Here is a 20,869-nt window from a genome sequence, read left to right as displayed (position 1 = left end):
GAAGCTGCCACCGCCCCCCGGCCGCGGCCGTGGGAGAGTTTATTGGCCGCTATCGATGATCGATTGCATTTCCGACTGGGCGCTGGAAAACGCACCATCGACATCGTCGCCGAAGATGGCGGCGTTGGTGAAGCTTGCCCATGGGCCGTTGGCGCTGTTGATCAGGTCGTTGAACTGCAGCGTATAGGGCGTCTTCGCGACGCTAATCGCCTTGAGGCCGACCTGCATGCGCGGATCGAGGCCCTCCAGCACTTTGTCGGCGATATCGCCGCGTGTCGGCAGGCTGCCATATTTCGCCATGATCTTTTCACCGTCCATCGAATAGATATATTCGAGGAACTCCTTCACCGCGTCGATCTTCTTCGTTCCCTTGGTGATGACGAAGTTGTCGCCGCCGGCAAAGGACGAAGGGTTGCCGTCAACGCCCGGAATGAGGGTTACGCCGAAATTGATCTCCGGATGCTGGGTCACCAAAGTTCCGATTGCAAAGGCGCCGAGGCTCTGCTGCCCGATCTTGCCGTTGGTGAAGGTCAGGAAGTTCGTGCCGTTGTCGCTGGCCGCGCCCGCCGGCACCAGATCTTTCTTGACCATGTTGCGGTAGATGTCGACCGCCTTGCGCATCTGAGGCGTATCGAGCGTCGCCGTCTTGCTGTCGGCCGACAGGATGTCGGCGCCCGCGCCCCAGACCAGCGGCGTAAAGGTGAAGATCATGCAGCCACCGCAGCCACCGCCAGAGAAATAGAAGCCGTAAGTGTCGTCACCCAGCGCCCGGATCTTCTCGGCGTTGGCGGTAATTTCATCCCAGCTCGCCGGCGCTTTCTCCGGGTCGAGACCGGCCTTCTTGTAGAGATCCTTGTTCCAGGCGAAGACCGAAGTCTCCACCGAGAGCGGCAGGCCGTAGATCTTGTCCTGATAGGTGCCGAGGCGGACATGCGACGGCGAAAGCGAATTGAAATAAGGCAGCGACTTTGCCCAGTCCGTTAGGTCTTCCAGCTGGCCGGCCGCGGCAAAAGCCGGGTTATAGATGAGATCCATCGACAGCGCATCGGGCGCCTGCCCGCCGGCAATCGCGGTCGCATATTTCTGCACCAGTTCGGAGAACGGCACTTCGGTCATGACGACCTTGTTCTCATGGCTGGAGTTATAGGCTTCGACGACCTTCTTGAAAGCGTCGCCGATCCCCGAGCGAACCCACATTTCGACATTTTCGGCAGCCGACGCAGCCGAAAACAGGCATAAGGTAGCGATGCCGGTCGCCGCCAATAGACGCTTGATCATGACATTCCTCCCAATATGGCGCATCTCCTCGCGCCTTCGCTCATTCCCTCGAGGTTTTACCCCCGCATGACTGCCGGACGACGAGCCGGCACGGCAATTTCCTCACGCCCGGCTCGACAGGCCGTCCTTCCGCAAGCTCCAGCACCGTTAATCCGGCCTGTCGCCCGAGCTCCTTGAGCTCCATATCCACCGTCGTCAGCGGCGGCCGCGTCTGAGCCGCGACGATCTCCCAATTGTCGAAGCCGATGACCGAGACGTCCTGCGGCACCTTGATGCCGCGCTCGCGTAGCGCATCCACCGCACCGCGAGCGATCTGGTCGTTGCCGCAGAAGAGCGCGTCCGGTTTTTCGCCCGGCCTCTTCCACAGCTGCTCGATCGCCTCATGGCCCCAGCTTTCCGACCAGACGCCATAGAGCACCGGCTCGCGGTAGCCCGCCACCTCATGATAGGCGCCGGCCCGTTCCCGCACCGAAAAAAACTCCTCCGGCCCGGTGATATGTGCGATCCGCCGCCGCCCGATCTTCGCGAGCCATTCGACCGCCAGTTTCGCGCCCTGTTCGTCGTCCGAACGAAAGGTAACGCTGTTCTGCGTCCCTTCCGTAAAGGCGTAGACGACGGGCACATGCAAATTCGACAGATCGACGGGCAGACGTCTGTCCAGCCGCTTGCCGGTCGCAATGATGCCGTCGACCTGCTTGTCCAGCATCGCATCGACATGGGTCTGGGCGAGCGCCGGATCGTCTTCGATGGCGCACAGAAAAACCGAAACCCCATGATCGACGAGCGCGTCCGAAATGCCCGCCATCACAGGCAGCGTAAAACGGCCGTAAGTGTCGTTCGTCAGCAGTCCGATGGTGAAGCTGCGCTTGCTGAGCAGACCCCTTGCCAGCGCATTCGGCCGATAGCCGATTTCGCTGGCGATCCGTTTCACTCTCTCGCGTGTTTCCGCTCCCATCCGGCCCGTATCGTTGAGCGCCTTCGACGCCGTCGAAATGCTCACCCCTGCCGCCGACGCCACCTCATGGATGGTGATCCTGCCTCTTTTTCCTCCCGCTAGGTTCAGCGCTTCCTCCTTCTTAAGTCGCCTGAGAAAAGCTTTTACCAAGTCCACTGTCAAGTGAGAAAAGGTTTTCTCATGCAATTCGGAAGGCCGGCATCGAAGAGGTGCTGCACGGCGAAAAGCGAGCGCACGGGATCTGGGACCGATAGGCACGCGTCCCAACGCACCAGCGCCGGATGGTACTGTTCAGCCAGAAAAGGTTTAGGGGCGAAGTCTCACGGCCGCAACCTCCGATGGAGGATTCTGGCCGCGATTCCAACAGGGCAATCTTAGAGAATCAGGCGACGTGCCTTGCCAGCGCGCAGCGCGACCAGAGCGAATGCAGGGCGTCGACCAGATGCGCGATATCAGCGTCGGAATGCAGCGGCGTCGGGGTGATGCGCAGCCGCTCGGTCTTCTTCGGCACGGTCGGATAGTTGATCGGCTGGACATAGACGCCGCAATTATCGAGCAGCAGGTCGGAGATCCACTTGCACTTGGCGGCATCGCCGACCATGACCGGCACGATGTGGCTGGGATTGTGCATATGCGGAATGCCGCGCTGGTCGAGCATGGCCCTGAGCTTGCGCACCCGGTCCTGATGGCGGGCGCGCTCGAACTGGCTGACCTTCAGATGCTGGATCGAGGCGACCGCACCGGCGGCTAGCGCCGGCGGCAGCGCCGTGGTGAAGATGAAGCCGGAGGCAAAGGAGCGGATGAAGTCGCAAAGGGCTGCCGACGCGGCGATATAGCCGCCCATCACCCCGAAAGCCTTTCCGAGCGTGCCCTCGATGACGGTCAGCCGGTCCATTAGCCCCTCGCGTTCGGCAATGCCGCCGCCGCGCGGGCCGTACATACCGACGCCATGCACTTCGTCGAGATAGGTCATCGCCCCGTATCTGTCAGCGAGGTCGCAGATCTCCTTGATCGGGGCGATATCGCCATCCATCGAATAGACGCTCTCGAAGGCGATCAGCTTCGGCGCCTTCGGATCCGCGGCTTTCAGCTTGGCTTCGAGATCGGCGACGTCATTGTGCTTCCAGATCACCTTGCCGCACTTGGCGTAACGGATGCCCTCGATCATCGAGGCATGGTTGAGCGCATCGGAGAAGATGATCAGGCCGGGGATCTTGGCGCCGAGCGTGCCGAGTGCTGCCCAGTTGGAGACATAGCCCGAGGTGAAGATCAGTGCCGATTCCTTGCCGTGCAGATCGGCGAGCTCACGCTCGAGCAGGACATGATAGTGGTTGGTGCCAGAAATATTCCGCGTGCCTCCCGCACCCGCGCCACAGTGGTCAATGGCGGCCTTCATCGCCTCGATCACCTTCGGGTTCTGGCCCATGCCGAGATAGTCGTTGGAGCACCAGACCGTGACTTCCTTCTCGCCATCGGCCGTATGACGCGTAGCACGCGGGAAGTTGCCGCGATGACGCTCGAGATCGGCAAAAACGCGGTAGCGGCCCTCAGCATGAAGCCCGTCCAACTCGTTTTTGAAAAATGCTTCGAAGTCCATCTTATGCTCCAGTATCACGCGGCCGTTCTTGCCGACCGGACGTCCGCGCGTCAATGCTTACCCTTTGCTTTAACATCAACTGCGGCAAAAGGCCCAGATTTTTGAATGATTCCAGACAAAAAAATGCCTGCACCACAATCAGTGGGATCGGTGCGGCAAAAGCGCCTGACATAGGCGCAAAATCCGCACGGCCCGCAACAACATCCTTGATGCAAAAAAATCAAGACAAGAGTGGACAACCCTTTCTTCCGACATAGTTTTCCAGCTAGCCTGACAAAAAAACAAAAGGGACGGCCTATGCCCACTGGACGACAACCTCGGAGAAAAGAGATGAAAAAAGCTGTCATACTCGCATTGATCGGCCTGTCGATCGCAAGCTGCACGCCGACCCAGCAGGGCGCCGGTATCGGCGCTGCATCCGGCGCCGTCATTGGCGGTGCGGTCACCGGCAATGTCCGCGGCGCGGCCGTCGGAGCCGCCATCGGCGGCGTATCAGGCGCTCTAATCGGAAGCGTCGCGGAACAGCCTGGCCAGTGCTATTATCGCGACCGCTACGGCCGCCGCTACATCGACGCCTGCCCACGCTGAGCGTTCGCAGAACGGCAAAAACAAAAAATCCCGGACACACATCCGGGATTTTTTGTGCTGAATTAGCGCGTGGGCAATTTAAAATGGTACACCCTGCGCGATTTTGCCGCTAAGCTGTTCACAGCTGGGCAACGAAGCTTCATGTAGGCGTAACCAAAAGCAGCGGATGCGGATTAGAGGGACAAGTCCGAAAATAGGTACTGCGTATCGGCGAACAGGCACCATGATGGTGGTCGCGGCGGCAGCTGCTTTCTCACCGGTCCTGATCGGCGACGCTTACGCCTTCAAGCTTTTCGGCATTACCATATTCGGCAAGGAGGAGGATGAAGGCGAACAGGTGCCCGATCCGGTGCGCTATCACGTCGACCTCAAGGCCGACACCGCCGATCCAGATCTTAAGGAAGCGCTGGAAAACAGCTCCCGCCTTGTTAGCGACCAGAAACAGCCCGTCTCCGGTGACCTCGGCATCGTCATCAAGGCGCGTGATGACCGTGAGCGGCTGATCGCCGCCCTATATGAAAAGGCCCGCTACGGCGGCGTGGTCACGATCACCATCGATGGCAAAAACATCGACGACCTGCCGCCCAATCCGACCTTCGACCGCTCCGGGCCGATCCCCGTCACTGTCGACATAACACCTGGCCCCGTTTTCAGGGTCAGGGAAGTGCAGTTCGGTGGCGACGCCGCAGGCCATAATCCTGCCGATTACGACCTCTCCCCGGGCGCCGAGGCCGGTTCGCTCGCCATCATCAAGGCTGGCGACAAAATAGTCGAGCAGTTGAAAAGCGAAGGCCGCCCCTTCGCCAAATTGACCGAACGCAAGGTCGTCGCCGATCACAGGAGCGATACGGTCGACATCGTGCTCGCAGCCGAAGGCGGACCTGTCGCCCCGATCGGCGATGTCGGAGTCACCGGCGAAAAAACCGTGCGGCCAGGTTTCATCCAGCGTTATTCCCGGCTGAACAAAGGGGACGCCTATTCGCCGGAAAGGCTGAAGAAGGCCGGCGAGCGCCTTCGCGCGCTCGGCGTCTTTTCGAGCGTCACCATTCATGAGGGCGATGCGCTGGCGCCCGACGGCACCCTGCCGATGACGATCGAGGTTTCCGAAGGCAAGAGGCGCTATTTCGGCGTCGGCGCCCAATATTCCACCACCGACGGCCTCGGCATCCAGGGCTATTGGGGCCACCGCAACCTGTTCAGCGAGGCCGAGACACTGCGGATCGAAGGCTCAGTCTCGCGGCTCGGCGAAGCCACCGATGTCGGCAGCTTCGACTATTCCGCCGGCATCCTCTTTACCAAGCCCGGCGCCTTCTTCCCTGCTGCCACCCTGAAGGCCGGCATCGTCGCCAAGACCCAGAATCCGGATGCGTATAACGCGACGCTGGTCACCGCCTCGCTCGGCCTTTCCTACGAATTGACCGACAAGGACACGGTATCGGCGAGCGGCGAAGTCAGCTGGGAGCGCGATGACGACGCCTTCGGCACCAATGACTATCTGACCATCGCGCTACCACTCCAATATGATCGTGACGCTCGCGACGACAAGTTCAATCCGACCGAAGGCTATCGGGCCACAGTATCAGCAAAGCCCGGCTACGAGATCTTCAACGCCACCCCCTATGCGGCGTTCGAGGGTTCGATCTCCGGCTATCTGCCGTTCGGCGCCGAAGATCGCCTCGTGCTTGCCGGCAAGGTCGCCGCCGGCGTGCTGATCGGCGGCGGCGGGATCGAGGATATTCCTGCCACGCAGCGCTTTTTCGCTGGCGGCGGCGGTTCGGTGCGCGGATACAGCTACCAGGAAATTTCACCTTACAACGACAATGGCGACGCTACCGGCGGCCGCTCATATGTGACCGGGTCGCTGGAGGCCCGCTTCAAGATCACCGATACGATCGGCCTCGTGCCCTTCATCGATGTCGGGACCGTATCGGACAGCACCTTCCCGGGTTTTTCCGATATCCGCGCCGGCGCCGGCGCGGGAATACGATATGCCACACCTTTCGGGCCGCTGCGGCTTGATTTTGCCGTGCCGCTGAACAAGTACGAAGATGGCACAGATTATGGAATTTATGCCGGCATCGGCCAATCCTTTTAGGGTTGCCGATTCGGGTTCCTTCCGATCGATGGCCGCATGAAAACGGGGTAGTCCGCGCCGATGCAAACGCTGGCAAAAATCATCAACTGGGTCGTGCGGGTCACCGGCTATGCCGTCGGCGCCATTTTGATTCTCGCTGTCGCGGCACTTGCGATCTTCGGCTTCACCTCCTTTGGCGCCCGCATCGTCACCGAAAGGATCGCCTCCACTCTTTCCAACCGCGACATGACGATCGAGGTGCGCGAACCGGAAGGGCTATTGACCGGCGGGCTTCGCGCCGCCGAAATCTCCCTGTCCGACACGCGGGGCGTTTTTGCGGAAATTCATGGCGTGGCGATCGATTGGAACCCGCTGGCGCTGCTGACGGGAACATTCCACGCCAAGCGTTTCCAGATCGACACGATCAGCGTGCTGCGCAAGCCGGTGCGCACCCTGCCCTCCCGGCCGAACGCAGAAAATTCCGGCGGCTTCGCACTTCCGGTCAAGGTCGATGTCGACCATGTGGCCCTGCCCGATATCAAACTGGCCGAAGCTTTTGCCGGACGCGCTTTCGCGCTCGCCGCCGAAGGCAGCCTTTCGGCGGATGGCGACGGCGGCGAAGCGATGATCAATGTCAGCCGCCACGCGGTTCCGGATGCGCGCCTAACTGCCGATATCGCCTACGCGCCGGTCGAAAACCGGCTGCGGCTGAAGGCGCAGCTTGCCGAGCCGAAGGGTGGGCTGTTGGCGGATTTCCTCGGCCTGCCCGGCAATCCTGCCGTTAACATCGACCTCGACGGCCAGGGACCGATATCCGACTGGGCAGGCAAAATGCAGGCTGCACTCGACGGACAGCAGCGCGCTGCAATCGAGGGCCGGCACTCGATTAGCGCAGACGGGCTGCACCATCTCGATCTCAAGGGTGGCGGTGACCTGAGCTCGCTTCTTCCCGCAGCATTCCGACCGCTTTTCGCCGGCCAGACCAATATCGACCTTGCCGCCACCTTCGACGATCATCGCAAGATCGATATCCAGACGGGCAATATCGCCACCGGCAGCGTCGTCATCGCCGCATCGGGCACGCTTGATCCGGCCGGCAACAACAGTCTCAACGCCAACCTGCTCGGCACATCCGGACCTGTCGATTTCCGCTGGCCGCTCGCCGAAGGCGAAGCGCGCTTCCTGATATCCGGCCTCAATCTGGCGCTGACCGGCGATGCGCAGGCGGCGCGACTAAGTGTCAGTGGCTCGCTGGACAGTGCAACCCTCCCGCAGGCCGATATCGGCAACGTCAAGCTGACGGCAAAGAGCGACGCCTTCAATCTTGCCGCCCGCGCCGGCAGCATCCAACTGCGCCTTGTCGCCGGCGACGTGACCTTTGCCGAGCCGAACCTCAACCGTGCGGTCAAAGGCCCGGTCACGATCGCCGCGCCGCTGCAGATCACGGCCGGCGGCATTGGTTTCAATGGCACCACCGTCGAGAGCGCCAATATCAACGGCAGCCTCAACGGCTCCTATCGGCTGACAGACCGCGCTCTGACCGGCAATATCAAGCTGGTCGTCGAACCGGCGGCTCTGCCGGCCGCGGCGACAAGCAGGTTCGACGGGCCAATCTCGCTCGAAAGCCAGGTCGCGGGCGCCATCCCGTCGAAATTCGCGCTGTCCAACCTCGTCGTCAAGTCCGGAACGCTCGAAGCCGCCGGCAACGTCGCGCTCGACGGCTCGACCTTGAACGCCGATCTCTCGGGCCGGCTGCCCGACGTCGGCAAGCTGACGGCGGGCGCAAGCGGCGGGGCCGCTTACGCGTTGCGGATCGGGGGCGAATTGCCGGCCCTCTCCGTGACAGCCAATATCAAGGCTGCCAGCCTGCAGATGGCCGATCGCATGCTTGCCAACCTCAATATCGATCTCACCGGCGTCGCCGATCCGAAGGCGCCACAGGGTAAGATTGCCGCGAGCGGCACGATCGACGGCCATCCGATCGGCGTCAATGGCGATTTCCGCTCCGAGGACGGCAGGATGAGCATTCCAGCGCTGACCGCCGACATCGGCGGCAACCGGCTGACCGGCAATCTGGAATTTTCGCCCTCCCTGACACCCTCGGGCGCATTGACTTTCAATTTTCCCAATATCGGCCTGCTCGCCGCCCTCGGCGGACAGAAAGCCGAAGGCGATCTCAAGGGATCGCTCGGCATCGCCGGCGACGGCGCCAGGATTGCCCTGAAGTTGCAAGCGACCGGCGATTCGCTCCGCCGCGATACACTCGCCATCGTCAAACCTGAGATCGATGTCACGGTGAGCGATCTCAGCGCCCTTGCGGCAAACGGCACGGTCCGGGCGGATGAGGTGAATGCCGGCGCAAACAGGCTGGCCGGCCTTTCGCTCGCTTTCACCAAGCAGCAGAATCAGACCGACTTCGATCTCAATGCCGCCTATGATGGCAATCCGGTGCTGGCGGCCGGCAATATCCAGACGACAGAGGGCACGGTCGACGTCAATCTCGATCGTTTCTCGGCAGCCCCGCGCAATATCCCGATCGAGCTTGCCGCAGCGACGCAGGTCAAAATCGCCGGCGGCGCCGCCAGTCTGGACGGACTGACGCTGAAAACAGGCACCGGCTCGGTGAGCGTTACCGGTTCGGCTGGCGAGACGCTGAAGCTCGATGCCGTCATCAAGGAGCTGCCGGCAGCGCTCGCCAACGGTTTCGTGCCCAACCTTTCCGCTGGCGGCACGATCTCCGGAACGATCGCCGTGACGGGAACGCCGGCCGCGTCCGTCGCCGACTTCAAGCTTGACTGGAAGGATGCGACGACGGGCCAGACCAAGGGGGCCGGGTTGGCGCCGTTCGCGATCGCCGCCGGCGGCAAATTTGCCGACAAGAAGCTCGATTTCGTCACGACGATCGGCAGCGCCGACGGCCTCTCGCTCAAGGCGGCCGGCGATGTCGGCCTCGCCGACCCGACGGCGCCGGTGCTCGATATCGACGCCGATATCCTCAACCTGCCCGCCCGTTTCGCCAATGGTCTTGTTCCCGATCTCGCCGCCGAAGGCGCGATTACGGGAAGGGTGAGCGCCGCCGGCTCGCTCAAGGCTCCGACCGCCAATTTCGATCTCGCCTGGAAGCGTGCCGCGACGAGCCACACCAGGCGCGCGGGCCTTACCGGGCTTGATGTGACCGCGTCCGGCAAATTCGCCGACAACACGCTCGATTTCAATGCCGCGGTCAACGGCGCCGACAGCCTGTCTCTTAAGGCAAATGGCAATGTCGGCATGACAGGGACGACGATCGGTAGCGTCAAGATCGACGCAACACTGACCAATGTCCCCGCAGCTGTTGCAAACGGTTTCGTCCCCGATCTCGCAGCGGCAGGCCTTGTCTCCGGAACGGTCTCGGCGAGCGGATCACCTGCCGCCCCGACCGCCGATTTCGATCTCCATTGGCAAAATGCCGTCACAAGCCAGACGAAACGCGCCGGCCTCGGCGGTCTCGGCGTGACGGCATCCGGTAAATTCGCCGACAATAAGCTCGATTTCGACGCCGCGGTCAGCGGCGCCGACGGGCTCTCGCTCAAGGCAAACGGCGATGTCGCCATCACCGGCAGGACGCTCGCTGCCGCCAAGGTCGATGCGACGCTGGCAAATATCCCGGCAAGCATTGCAAACAGCTTCGTCGCCGATCTTGCTGCCGAAGGCTCAGTCTCGGGAAAGATCTCGGCGGCAGGCTCACTTTCCGCGCCGACCGCCAATTTTGATTTCAGTTGGAAAGGTGCTGCAACGAACCACACCAGGCGTGCCGGGCTTACCGCTCTCGGCATTACCGCATCGGGAAAATATGCCGAGAACAAGCTCGATTTCAACGCAGCAGCGCTTGGCGATCAAGGCCTCTCACTAAGGGCCATGGGCAATGTCGCCCTCGCCGGCACGACGATCGACAGCGTGAAGCTCGATGCCGAGATCGCCAAGGTCCCCGCCGCCCTCGCCAACGCCTTCGTTCCCGGGCTGGCGGCCGGCGGCACGATATCCGGCACCATGTCTGCGGCCGGCACACCCGCCGCACCGAAGGCCGATTTCAAGCTCGACTGGACGGATGCCGCAACCAGCCACACCAGGACCGCCCAACTTTCCGGCCTCGCGCTTACCGCATCGGGCCACCTTGCCGACAATAAGCTTGATTTCGACGCCAATCTCGGCGGCAAGGACGGCCTCTCGCTGAAAGCTGCGGGCAATGTCGCGATATCGGGCACCTCGGTCCGCAACCTTGACGTCAAGGCCGATCTCGCCAATCTGCCCGCGAGCCTTGCCAACGGCTTCGTTCCCGGCCTTGCGGCAGAGGGCACGGTGTCGGGAACGGCATCCGCCTCCGGCGCGCTTCCCAAACCCGCCGTCGACTTCAAACTTGACTGGAAAAACGCCGCCACCGCCCAGACCAGGAGCAGTGGTCTTTCTGGCCTCAGCGCCGCGGCATCCGGTAAATTGGCCAATGACAGGGTCGATTTCGATGCCAGTCTCGCCGGCAAGGACGGCGTGCTGGCCAAGGCGACCGGCGGCGTCACGATTGCCGGAACGGCCATCCGCGACCTTTCGGTCAATGCCGATATTCCCGCCCTGCCGGCAAATATCGCCAATGCCTTTGTTCCCGGGCTCGGGGCCGAAGGCACGCTTTCGGCCAGCGCCGTCACATCGGGAACGCCGGCCAATCCGGTCGTCGATTTCAAGCTTGACTGGAAGGATGCGGCGACCAGCCACACCAAGGCTGCCGGCCTCTCCCGTCTTGCGCTGGCGGCAACAGGAAAATATGCCGGCGACAGGCTCGATTTTGATGCGGACCTCCGCGGCGGCATTGCGCTGAAAGCCGTCGGTAATCTTTCCATTGCAGGCACCTCGATCCGATCGATCGAGGTCACCGCGAATGCCGCCAATGTTCCGGCTGCCCTCGCCAACGGCTTTGTTCCGGGTATTGGCGCCGACGGTACGATCTCGGCGACCGCCAAGGCGACCGGCACGCTGTCCGCGCCCGCCGTCGATTTCAGGGTCGATTGGAAGAACGCCGCGACGAGCCAGACAAAGGGCGCCGGTCTTTCGCCGTTCACCATCGGCGCATCGGGCAAGCTGGCCGACAACAAGCTGACGGTCGACACCAGTCTTGCCGGTGACGCCGGCATGTCGCTGAAGGGCGGCGGCCGTGTCGTGATGTCAGGCAATCGGGCTCTCGACCTGCGCTTCAACGGCAATGTTCCTTTCGCAGTGCTCGGCACCCCGCTTGCGCAGCAGGGCCTGGTCGCCGAGGGGGTCGCCACCGTCAATCTTGCGATCGGCGGAACAGCCGCAGCACCTGTCATCAACGGCACGGTCTCGACCAATGGCGCCAAGCTCGTCGACGTCAGACGCAATCTTGCTGTCAACAATCTCGCAGCCACCGTGACCTTCAATGGCACCCAGGCCGTGATATCGCGTCTCAGCGGCAATCTTGGCGGCGGCGGCACGATTTCGGCGAGCGGCACCATCGGTATCCAGCCGGCCGGCGGCTTTCCCGCCGACATTTCGATCAAGCTCGACAAGGCAGTCTATGTCGACGGAACCCTCGTCGTCTCGACCGTCAACGGCACCGTGAGCCTGCGCGGGCCGATCATGAGCGCGACACTGAGCGGCAAGCTGCGGCTGGACAAGACCTCGATCACCGTCCCGGAAAAATTGCCGACTTCGCTCAGCGAAATCGACATACGGCACAAGAACGCGCCGCGGGCCGTAGTTGCGCAGCTGCGGGAGGACGGCGAGCGGAAAACCGGCGAGAAATCCTCCGTGATCACCCTCGATCTCGAAATCGACGCGCCCTCGCACATCTTCGTGCGTGGCCGCGGCATCGATGCCGAACTCGGAGGCCGCGTGACGATCCGCGGAACGGCGGCAGTACCCGTCGTCACCGGCGGGTTCACCATGCGCCGCGGCCGGTTGACCATTCTCAACCGCCGTCTGAATTTCTCCGACAAGAGCAGGATCACCTTTGCCGGCGATCTAACGCCGGCGCTCGACATGGAAGCTAGCTCCACCTCCGGCACGACGACCCTGACGGTCGATGTGGCCGGCCTCGCCACCGATCCTTCGATCACCTTTTCCTCCTCGCCCCAGCTGCCGCAGGACGAGGTGCTGGCGCAGCTGATATTCGGCCAGTCGATGTCGAAACTCTCGCCGGTGCAGATCGCCCAGCTCGCCGATGCCGTCAGCCAGCTGGCCGGCAACCGCTCCACCTCGCTTTTCGAAGGCCTGCGCAACCAGCTCGGCGTCGACGATTTCGACGTCAGCACCGATGAGAAGGGCCAAACGAGCGTCAGCGTCGGCCGCTACCTCAACGACCGCACCTATTTCGAACTGCAGCAGGGCGGCGCGGCCGGCGCCAAGGCGATCATCAATCTCGATGTCGGCCGCGGAGTCAAATTGCGCGGCGCCGCTGGCGGCAACGGGGCGGGCGAAGCGGGCATCGTTTATGAGCGGGAATATTGAGGCGGCCTAGAAGCCGGTCTTGCTCGTCTTGAGAAGGATGTTGGTCTCGGTCGAGTTAATACCGTTGATCAGCCGAATGCGGCGTAGCGTCTCGTCGAAGGAGGCAAGGTCACGATCCTCGAGTTCGGCGACGAAATCCCATTTGCCGTTGGTGCTGTGAAGGGCGCGGACCTGCGGCAGACCCCGCAACTGATCGGCTACCCTGTCGGCCAGTTTGCCGAGCACCTCGATCATGACGATGGCGCGCACGCCGGCGGATCGCGTCTCGTGACCGGTCCGGATGGTGAAGCCGACAATGGTGCCACTGGCAACGAGCCGGTCGATGCGGGCGGCGACCGTTGCCCGCGACGCACCGGTCTGAGCCGCAAGCGAGGAAACGGACATCCGGGCATTGTGACGAAGCGCGCTCAAGAGTTCGGTATCGAGATCGTCCACGCTGATCACTCTGTCAAAATAGCTTTATCAATCTGCGCAATCATATTCCATTTCTGACACTTTTCCATCTTTTTGCCGGCAGCCCTTTATCCCACTATCGGCCTAAACAGGCCTCAACGCGGAGCCCTCGCATGAATGTCCAATCGCGATCTGTCACCCTCATCGGCGCACCCTTGGAGGAAGGCTCCGGCCGCCGAGGTGCTGCCATGGGCCCCGCGGCGCTGCGCATCGCCGGCGTCGACCAGACACTGATCGATCTCGGCCACGATGTCGCCGATAATGGCGACCTCAGGATTGTGCCGGCGATGGACCTGCCGAATCATTCCAAGGCCCATAATCTGAGGATCGTCGGCGCCTTCACCCGCGCACTCGAAAGCAGCGTCTATGATGTCGCCGCCTCCGGCCGCTTTCCGCTCATTCTCGGCGGCGACCACAGCCTTTCCATGGGCAGCGTCTCCGGCATGGCCCGCTATGCCGCCGGCAAGGGTCGTCCGCTCTTCGTTCTCTGGCTCGATGCCCATGCCGATTTCAATTCTCCGGCCACCTCCCCCTCCGGCAATATTCACGGCATGCCTGTCGCCTTCTTCTGCGGCGAGGCGGAGTTCGCCGAGATCCTGCCGAAGGGCCGTCCCTTCGTCGATCCGAAGCATGTTTTCCAGGTCGGCATCCGCTCGGTCGATGCGCGCGAGCGCGAGGAAATCCACGAACACGGTGTCAACGTCTTCGATATGCGCGCCATCGACGAACAGGGCATCGGCGCCATCATGCGCCATATTCTCGATGTCGTCGCCAAGGCCGACGGCCTGCTGCATGTCAGTCTCGATCTCGATTTCCTCGATCCCGATATTGCCCCTGGCGTCGGCACGACGGTGCCGGGCGGCGCGACCTTCCGCGAGGCCCATCTTGTCATGGAGATGCTATCCGACAGCGGTCTCGTCTCGTCGCTCGATCTCGTCGAGCTCAATCCGTTTCTCGACGATCGTGGCAAGAGCGCCCGCATATTGGTGGAATTGACGGCCAGTCTCTTCGGCCGCCGCATCTTCGATCGTCCAACCCGTGCCGCATAGACCAGGCTTAGAGGGAAAAGTGCCATGACCACTTCGGAAAAATTGATCGCCACGGAACAGCGGCTCGGCGCCAATAATTACAAGCCGCTCGACGTGGTGCTGACGCGCGGCGAAGGCGTGTATGTCTGGGATACCGATGGCAACCGTTATCTTGATTGCCTCTCTGCCTATTCCGCCGTCAACCAGGGCCATTGCCATCCGAAGATCCTCGCCGCCATGGTGGAGCAGGCCGGCCGGCTGACCCTCACCTCCCGCGCCTTCCGCAACGATCAGCTCGCCCATCTCTATGAGGAGCTCGCGGAGCTGACCGGCTCGCACAAGATCCTGCCGATGAACTCCGGCGCCGAAGCGGTGGAGACCGCCATCAAGGCGGTGCGCAAATGGGGCTACGAGGTCAAGGGCGTGCCGGAAGGCCAGGCGGAGATCATCGTCTGCGCCGACAATTTCCATGGCCGGACGCTGAGCATCATCAGTTTCTCCACAGACCCCGACGCCCGCAACGGCTTCGGCCCCTACACGCCGGGCTTCCGCATCATTCCCTTCGGCGATGCCGAGGCTTTCGCCGCCGCCATCAACGACAATACGGTGGCGGCGCTGATCGAGCCGATCCAGGGGGAAGCCGGCGTCATCATCCCACCGGCCGGTTATTTTATCCGTATCCGCGAGCTCTGCACGGCAAACAACGTCACCCTCATCCTCGACGAGATCCAGACCGGCCTCGGCCGTACCGGCAAGCTGCTGGCCGAAGAGCACGAGGGCATCGAGGCCGATGTGACGCTGATCGGCAAGGCGTTGTCCGGCGGCTTCTATCCGGTATCCGCGGTACTTTCGAATTCCGAGGTGCTGGGGGTTCTGAAGCCCGGCCAGCACGGCTCGACCTTCGGCGGCAACCCGCTCGCCTGCGCGGTTGCGCGCACCGCGCTGAAGGTGTTGACGGAGGAAGGCATGATCGAAAACGCCGCAGCGATGGGCGACTATTTCCTCGAAGGCCTGAGGTCGATGCGCTCGAACATCGTCCGCGATGTGCGCGGCCGCGGTCTGATGATGGCCGTCGAGCTGGAACCCGAGGCCGGCGGGGCACGCCAATATTGCCATGCGCTGAAGGAGCGCGGCCTTCTCGCCAAGGACACCCACGACCATACGATCCGCCTTGCCCCGCCGCTGATCATCTCAAGGGAACAGGTCGACTGGGCAGTCTCGCAGATCGAAAAGACGATCGGCTGACGGAAATCGAGACTGAAAACCTGGGTAATCCGGTTTCCGATTTAGATTTGGGCAACACTCTTTCGCTAATGTCGTCGTAACCGTAACGATGCTTCGCCGGACGCAAAGCCATCGCGTGGTGTGAAGGCAAAGCTCGTCAGCGCCAATGGGGGCGCACTCGCTTCTGCTTTGGCTTACGACAGTTGGGAAGAATTCTAATGGCTACGATCAATTCCACTAGCTTCAGCGGCGATACGCTCGAGATCATTGCCTTCCGCCTTCATGATCAGGAATTCTGCGTCAAGACCACGACCATCCGCGAAATCCGCGGTTGGGCGCCGTCGACGCCAATCCCGCATGCGCCGGCCGATGTCATCGGCGTCATGAACCTGCGCGGCTCGGTCATTCCGATTATCGATCTCGCCTATAAGCTCGGCATGAAGAGCACCGTCGCCAACGAGCGCAGCGCCATCGTCGTTGCCGAAGTTCACAGCATGGTCATCGGCATGCTGGTCGACCGCGTCTCGGATATCCTCACCATCTCCTCCAGCCAGGTCCAGCCGGTGCCCGAGGTGACCGCCTCCTTCGACCGCGCCTATTGCGAAGGCATCATCGCGTCGGAAAACGGCATGATCTGCTTCCTGAACCTCTCCAAGATGTTCAAGGAAAACGAAACGGACGATCTGGCAGCCTGATCCGCCAATAGAATTCGCCCATCGAGAACCGCCCGTCCGGGCGGTTTTTTATTTGCGCACGGCAACCAATCTTCGGATGCCGCAATACATTCTTGACGCCATCTCCAGCGGGCTCACCGGCGCGGCATCTCGTTTCACGCGTCGCCAGGGCGCACGGCGCTGCCGCGGCAAGCGCCGACAGTTGGGAAGAATTCTGATCCCAAGCTGCATCACGTTGAACGGACCCGCATCCTATAAAATCGATTCCGGGATTACGCCGTGGGACCTAAGATGAAGCGCGCCGGCGCATACCGCCTCGGCGCGCTTCAATCGGTTATCCGAACAACGCGAAGATCGTCCGTAGCGTCACCCATACACCCCAGAGATCTAAATTTTGCGGGAATGCGAAAGGCAGCATGCTGCTGCCTCCGCAGGCATGAGCTAGTTGGATTACCGGATCCGGTGTGTTTCCGCCGCCGGTTTGCGGATCAGGGGAGCGGCCTGCAGCACGAGGGCATCCAAGCCGTTTTCCTCCTTTTCCAGAATTTCGAACAATTGCCGCCGCATACGCGGCTCCCAAAATTTGTTGATATGGTTGGCGACCCCCTCAGCGGCCTCGCTGGCCGGCTGGCTCTTGAAGAAGGTGGCGATCTGGTTTGCCATATAGACGAGTTTGGTCTTGGTATCATGCGACATCGGCAATGCTTCCGGGCGAGATGCGGTGCGGGTGAGTGAAAATCTCGAAGTCCTCGCCGCGCACCAGGGCGACGAGCGTCATGCCGGCCTTTTCGGCCGTGCGGATGGCAAGAGCCGTGGGCGCTGAAATGGCGATGAGCACGGGGGAGCCGAGGATCGCCGCCTTCTGCACCATCTCGACCGAAAGCCGGCTGGTAACGGCGACGGCGCCGCTCCCGCCGTTTTCGCCCGCGCGGATAACGGCGCCGCAAAGTTTGTCCAGCGCATTGTGCCGGCCGACATCTTCGCGCACGGCAATCAGACCTCTACCGGGAAGATAGAAGGCGGCGCCATGCACCGCCCGTGTCTCGCGATGCAGCGGCTGTGCCTCGTTCAGAAGCGAAACGGCGCGCACGATATTGGCATGCGAGAGCGACAGCGGTGACGTCGAGACATCCGGCACCGGCCGCACTGCCTGTTCGATCGATTCGATGCCGCAGAGCCCGCAGCCGACCGGCCCCGCCATGCTGCGGCGCCGCGCCCGCAGCCGATCGGCGACGTCGTCGACAAGGTTGACCTGCACGTCGATCCCCCGCTCGCCCGCAACGACCTCGATGCCCGATATCTCCGCCCGCTCGGCGATGATCCCTTCGGTCAGGCTGAAGCCGACGGCAAAATCTTCGAGATCGGCGGGCGTCGCCATCATCACCGCATGCGAGCTGCCGCCATAGGAAAAGGCGATCGGCACTTCTTCCGGCACGATACGAGAGCCGCTGTGCATCAGGCCGTTGCGGCGCGCGGTTTCGGGGGCGTGAGCGGTGGTGGGGAAAGTCATGGCTTACGCGCCCTCATCCGCCGTTTAGGCACCACCCGGGGCTCGAGCCGCCGGCCGACAACGCCGAACCGTACCGCCATCGTCACTCCGCAGCCTCGAGCTTGCCGGCGATGCGGCGCGATTGCCGTGCCTGCTCATCATATTCCATCTGCCAGTCGGTCGGCCCGTTGGAAGGCGAGACCTGCACCGCCGTCACCTTATATTCCGGGCAGTTCGTCGCCCAGTCGGAAAAGTCGGTGGTGATGACGTTCGCCTGCGTATTGGGATGATGGAAGGTCGTATAGACGACGCCGGGCGCTACGCGATCGGTGATCAGCGCCCGGAGCGTCGTGTCGCCGGAGCGGCTCATGAGCTTCACCCAGTCGCCGTCGCGGACGCCGCGCTGTTCGGCATCGTGCGGATGGATTTCCAGCCGGTCTTCCGCATGCCAGACGACATTCTCGGTCCGCCGCGTTTGCGCCCCGACATTGTACTGGCTGAGGATGCGGCCGGTGGTGAGCAGCAGCGGGAAGCGCGGGCCGGTGCGTTCATCGGTCGCCACATATTCGGTGCGGATGAACTTGCCCTTGCCGCGCACGAAGCCGTTGACATGCATGATCGGCGAGCCGAGCGGGTTCTTCTCGTTGCAGGGCCACTGCACCGAGCCCAGCTTGTCGAGATAGTTGTAGGAGACCAACGCGAAACTCGGCGTCGTCGCGGCAATCTCGTCCATGATTTCCGACGGATGGCTGTAGTTCCAGCCGAGTCCCATCGTCTGGGCAAGCTTCTGCGTCACCTCCCAGTCGCCGTAACCGTTGCGCGGCGACATCACCTTGCGCACGCGATTGATGCGCCGCTCGGCATTGGTGAAGGTGCCGTCCTTCTCGAGGAAGGTCGAGCCCGGCAGAAAGACATGGGCGTAGTTGGCAGTCTCGTTGAGGAACAGGTCCTGAACGACGACGCATTCCATCGCCGCCAGCCCGGCCGCGACATGTTTGGTATCGGGATCGGACTGGAGAATGTCCTCACCCTGGACGTAGAGGCCCTTGAACGAGCCGTCGACCGCCGCATCCAGCATGTTGGGAATGCGCAGGCCCGGCTCGTTGTCGAGCTTCACACCCCAGAGCTTTTCGAAGATGTCGCGCGTCGCATCGTCGGAAATGTGCCGGTAGCCCGGCAGCTCGTGCGGGAAAGAACCCATGTCGCAGGAGCCTTGCACGTTGTTCTGGCCGCGCAGCGGATTCACGCCGACGCCGGGACGGCCGATGTTGCCGGTCGCCATCGCCAGATTGGCGATCGCGATGACCGTGGTCGAACCCTGGCTGTGTTCGGTGACGCCGAGACCGTAATAGATCGCGCCGTTGCCGCCCTTGGCATAGAGCCTTGCCGCGCCGCGCAGATCCGCCGCCGGCACGCCGGTGAAGATCTCGGTCTCTTCGGGGCTGTGCGCCGGTTCAGCGACGAAGGCCGCCCAGTCCTCGAATTCCGACCAGTCGCAGCGCTCGCGGATGAAGGTCTCGTCATACAGGCCTTCGGTGACGATCACATGTGCAAGCGCCGTCATGACGGCCACATTGGTGCCGGGCTTCAGTGGCAGATGATAGGAAGCCTCAACATGCGGCGACCGGACGATATCGGTGCGGCGCGGATCGATGACGATGAGCTTGGCCCCCTGGCGCAGCCGCTTCTTCAGCCGTGAAGCGAACACCGGATGGCCGTCGGTCGGGTTGGCGCCTATGATGACGACGACATCGGACTGTTCGACGCTGTCGAAATTCTGCGTGCCGGCCGAGGTGCCGAATGTCTGGCCGAGGCCGTAGCCGGTTGGCGAGTGGCAGACGCGGGCGCAGGTATCGACATTGTTGTTGCCGAAACCGGCACGGACCAGCTTCTGCACCAGATAGGTTTCCTCGTTGGTGCAGCGCGACGAGGTGATGCCGCCGATCGCCTCGCGACCATACTGGTACTGGATGCGGCGGAACTCCGACGCCACATGCGCGAAGGCCTCGTCCCAGCTCACCTCGCGCCAGGGATCGCTGACCTTTTCGCGAATCATCGGGTTGAGGATGCGTTCCTTGTGGTTGGAATAACCGTAAGCGAAGCGACCCTTGACGCAGGAATGCCCGCGATTGGCCTGGCCGTCCTTCCAGGGAACCATGCGCACCAGCTCCTCGCCGCGCATTTCCGCCTTGAAGGAACAGCCGACGCCGCAATAGGCGCAGGTGGTGATGGCCGAATGCTCGGGCTGGCCGATCGCTATCACCGACTTCTCGGTCAGGGTCGCCGTCGGGCAGGCCTGGACGCAGGCCCCGCAGGAGACACATTCGGAATCGATGAAGGCTTCATGCGCACCCGCGGAAACCTTGGAGCCGAAACCGCGCCCCTCGATCGTCAGCGCGAAGGTGCCTTGCACCTCCTCGCAGGCGCGCACGCAGCGCGAACAGACGATGCACTTGGAGGGATCAAAGGTGAAATAGGGATTGGACTCGTCCTTCGGCGCCCATGTCAGATTGATCTCGCCATTGTTGCGCGCCCTGACATGGTTGTCGCCGTCATAGCCGTAGCGCACGTCGCGCAGGCCGACGGCGCCTGCCATGTCCTGCAATTCGCAATCGCCGTTGGCAGCACAGGTCAGACAGTCGAGCGGGTGGTCGGATATATAGAGTTCCATCACGCCGCGGCGGACATCCTTCAGCCGATCCGTCTGCGTGTGCACCACCATATTGGCCGCCACCGGCGTCGTGCAGGAGGCCGGCAGGCCGGCCCGGCCCTCGATCTCGACGAGACAGAGCCGGCAGGAGCCGAAGGCTTCCATCATGTCGCTGGCGCAGAGCTTCGGCACGGTGATGCCTGCCTCCATCGAGGCGCGCATGATCGACGTGCCCTCCGGCACGATGATCTGCTGCCCGTCGATGGTCAGCGTCACCATGGTTTCCGATTTCGAAGCGGGAGTGCCGTAGTCGATTTCATGGATGAGAGACATGGTCGGCCTCCTGTATGGACGTGGAAAT

Annotated in this window: 13 protein-coding genes; 6 read left to right on the top strand and 7 right to left on the bottom strand. The window is 62.4% G+C overall.

Annotated features, from left to right (window positions below):
• Positions 1 to 39 precede the first annotated feature (39 nt).
• The 3 genes from PYR71_RS14625 to hemA form a co-directional block, all read right to left on the bottom strand.
• Positions 40 to 1,278, bottom strand: a complete 1,239-nt coding sequence (locus PYR71_RS14625) for an ABC transporter substrate-binding protein (protein WP_275619862.1) — start codon at positions 1,276 to 1,278, stop codon at positions 40 to 42.
• A gap of 40 nt (positions 1,279 to 1,318) precedes the next feature.
• A complete protein-coding gene (locus tag PYR71_RS14620; protein WP_275619902.1) occupies positions 1,319 to 2,296 on the bottom strand; it encodes a LacI family DNA-binding transcriptional regulator in 978 nt (325 codons plus the stop codon).
• Positions 2,297 to 2,615: 319 nt separating this feature from the next.
• Positions 2,616 to 3,830, bottom strand: coding sequence for a 5-aminolevulinate synthase (hemA, locus tag PYR71_RS14615; protein WP_275619861.1), 1,215 nt, complete (start codon positions 3,828 to 3,830; stop codon positions 2,616 to 2,618).
• A gap of 330 nt (positions 3,831 to 4,160) precedes the next feature.
• Between hemA and PYR71_RS14610 the strand changes: the two genes are divergently transcribed.
• The 3 genes from PYR71_RS14610 (at position 4,161) to PYR71_RS14600 (ending at position 12,990) form a co-directional block, all read left to right on the top strand.
• Positions 4,161 to 4,418 carry a YMGG-like glycine zipper-containing protein gene (locus tag PYR71_RS14610; protein WP_004679653.1) on the top strand — a complete coding sequence of 86 codons (258 nt, stop codon included), beginning with the start codon at positions 4,161 to 4,163 and terminating at the stop codon, positions 4,416 to 4,418.
• Between the two features lie 166 nt (positions 4,419 to 4,584).
• Positions 4,585 to 6,513 (top strand): autotransporter assembly complex protein TamA, encoded by a 1,929-nt coding sequence (locus PYR71_RS14605; protein WP_275619860.1) that lies wholly within the window; start codon positions 4,585 to 4,587, stop codon positions 6,511 to 6,513.
• Positions 6,514 to 6,573: 60 nt separating this feature from the next.
• Positions 6,574 to 12,990 (top strand): translocation/assembly module TamB domain-containing protein, encoded by a 6,417-nt coding sequence (locus tag PYR71_RS14600; RefSeq protein ID WP_275619859.1) that lies wholly within the window; start codon positions 6,574 to 6,576, stop codon positions 12,988 to 12,990.
• Between the two features lie 6 nt (positions 12,991 to 12,996).
• Here the strand turns inward: PYR71_RS14600 and PYR71_RS14595 are convergent, their stop codons facing one another.
• Complete coding sequence (locus tag PYR71_RS14595; protein ID WP_183917223.1) at positions 12,997 to 13,434, bottom strand: Lrp/AsnC family transcriptional regulator; 438 nt, start codon at positions 13,432 to 13,434, stop codon at positions 12,997 to 12,999.
• A gap of 122 nt (positions 13,435 to 13,556) precedes the next feature.
• Here PYR71_RS14595 and rocF point away from each other — a divergent pair, with 122 nt between their 5' ends.
• The 3 genes from rocF to PYR71_RS14580 all read left to right on the top strand — a co-directional run bounded on the left by rocF (position 13,557) and on the right by PYR71_RS14580 (position 16,390).
• Positions 13,557 to 14,492, top strand: coding sequence for an arginase (rocF, locus tag PYR71_RS14590; protein ID WP_183917224.1), 936 nt, complete (start codon positions 13,557 to 13,559; stop codon positions 14,490 to 14,492).
• A 24-nt stretch (positions 14,493 to 14,516) separates the two neighbouring features.
• Positions 14,517 to 15,716 carry an ornithine--oxo-acid transaminase gene (gene rocD / locus PYR71_RS14585; protein WP_275619858.1) on the top strand — a complete coding sequence of 400 codons (1,200 nt, stop codon included), beginning with the start codon at positions 14,517 to 14,519 and terminating at the stop codon, positions 15,714 to 15,716.
• A 197-nt stretch (positions 15,717 to 15,913) separates the two neighbouring features.
• The gene (locus PYR71_RS14580) at positions 15,914 to 16,390 is read left to right on the top strand and encodes a chemotaxis protein CheW (RefSeq protein WP_011427049.1); all 477 of its coding nucleotides are present in this window, start codon (positions 15,914 to 15,916) and stop codon (positions 16,388 to 16,390) included.
• Between the two features lie 429 nt (positions 16,391 to 16,819).
• Here PYR71_RS14580 and PYR71_RS14575 read toward each other — a convergent pair whose 3' ends face one another.
• From PYR71_RS14575 to fdhF, 3 genes are all read right to left on the bottom strand, one after another.
• The gene (locus PYR71_RS14575; RefSeq protein WP_183917228.1) at positions 16,820 to 17,065 is read right to left on the bottom strand and encodes a formate dehydrogenase subunit delta; all 246 of its coding nucleotides are present in this window, start codon (positions 17,063 to 17,065) and stop codon (positions 16,820 to 16,822) included.
• Positions 17,055 to 17,879 carry a formate dehydrogenase accessory sulfurtransferase FdhD gene (gene fdhD / locus PYR71_RS14570; protein ID WP_275619857.1) on the bottom strand — a complete coding sequence of 275 codons (825 nt, stop codon included), beginning with the start codon at positions 17,877 to 17,879 and terminating at the stop codon, positions 17,055 to 17,057. The genes PYR71_RS14575 and fdhD overlap by 11 nt, the downstream gene beginning before the upstream one ends.
• An 82-nt stretch (positions 17,880 to 17,961) precedes the next feature.
• A complete protein-coding gene (fdhF, locus tag PYR71_RS14565; RefSeq protein ID WP_275619856.1) occupies positions 17,962 to 20,841 on the bottom strand; it encodes a formate dehydrogenase subunit alpha in 2,880 nt (959 codons plus the stop codon).
• Positions 20,842 to 20,869: the final 28 nt, after the last annotated feature.

Origin of the sequence: Rhizobium mulingense (genome assembly GCF_029194105.1) — a bacterium.
GTDB classification, from domain to species: domain Bacteria; phylum Pseudomonadota; class Alphaproteobacteria; order Rhizobiales; family Rhizobiaceae; genus Rhizobium; species Rhizobium mulingense.
Note: the sequence above shows the minus strand (reverse complement) of the source record. Positions and strands in the feature narration are given on the sequence as shown.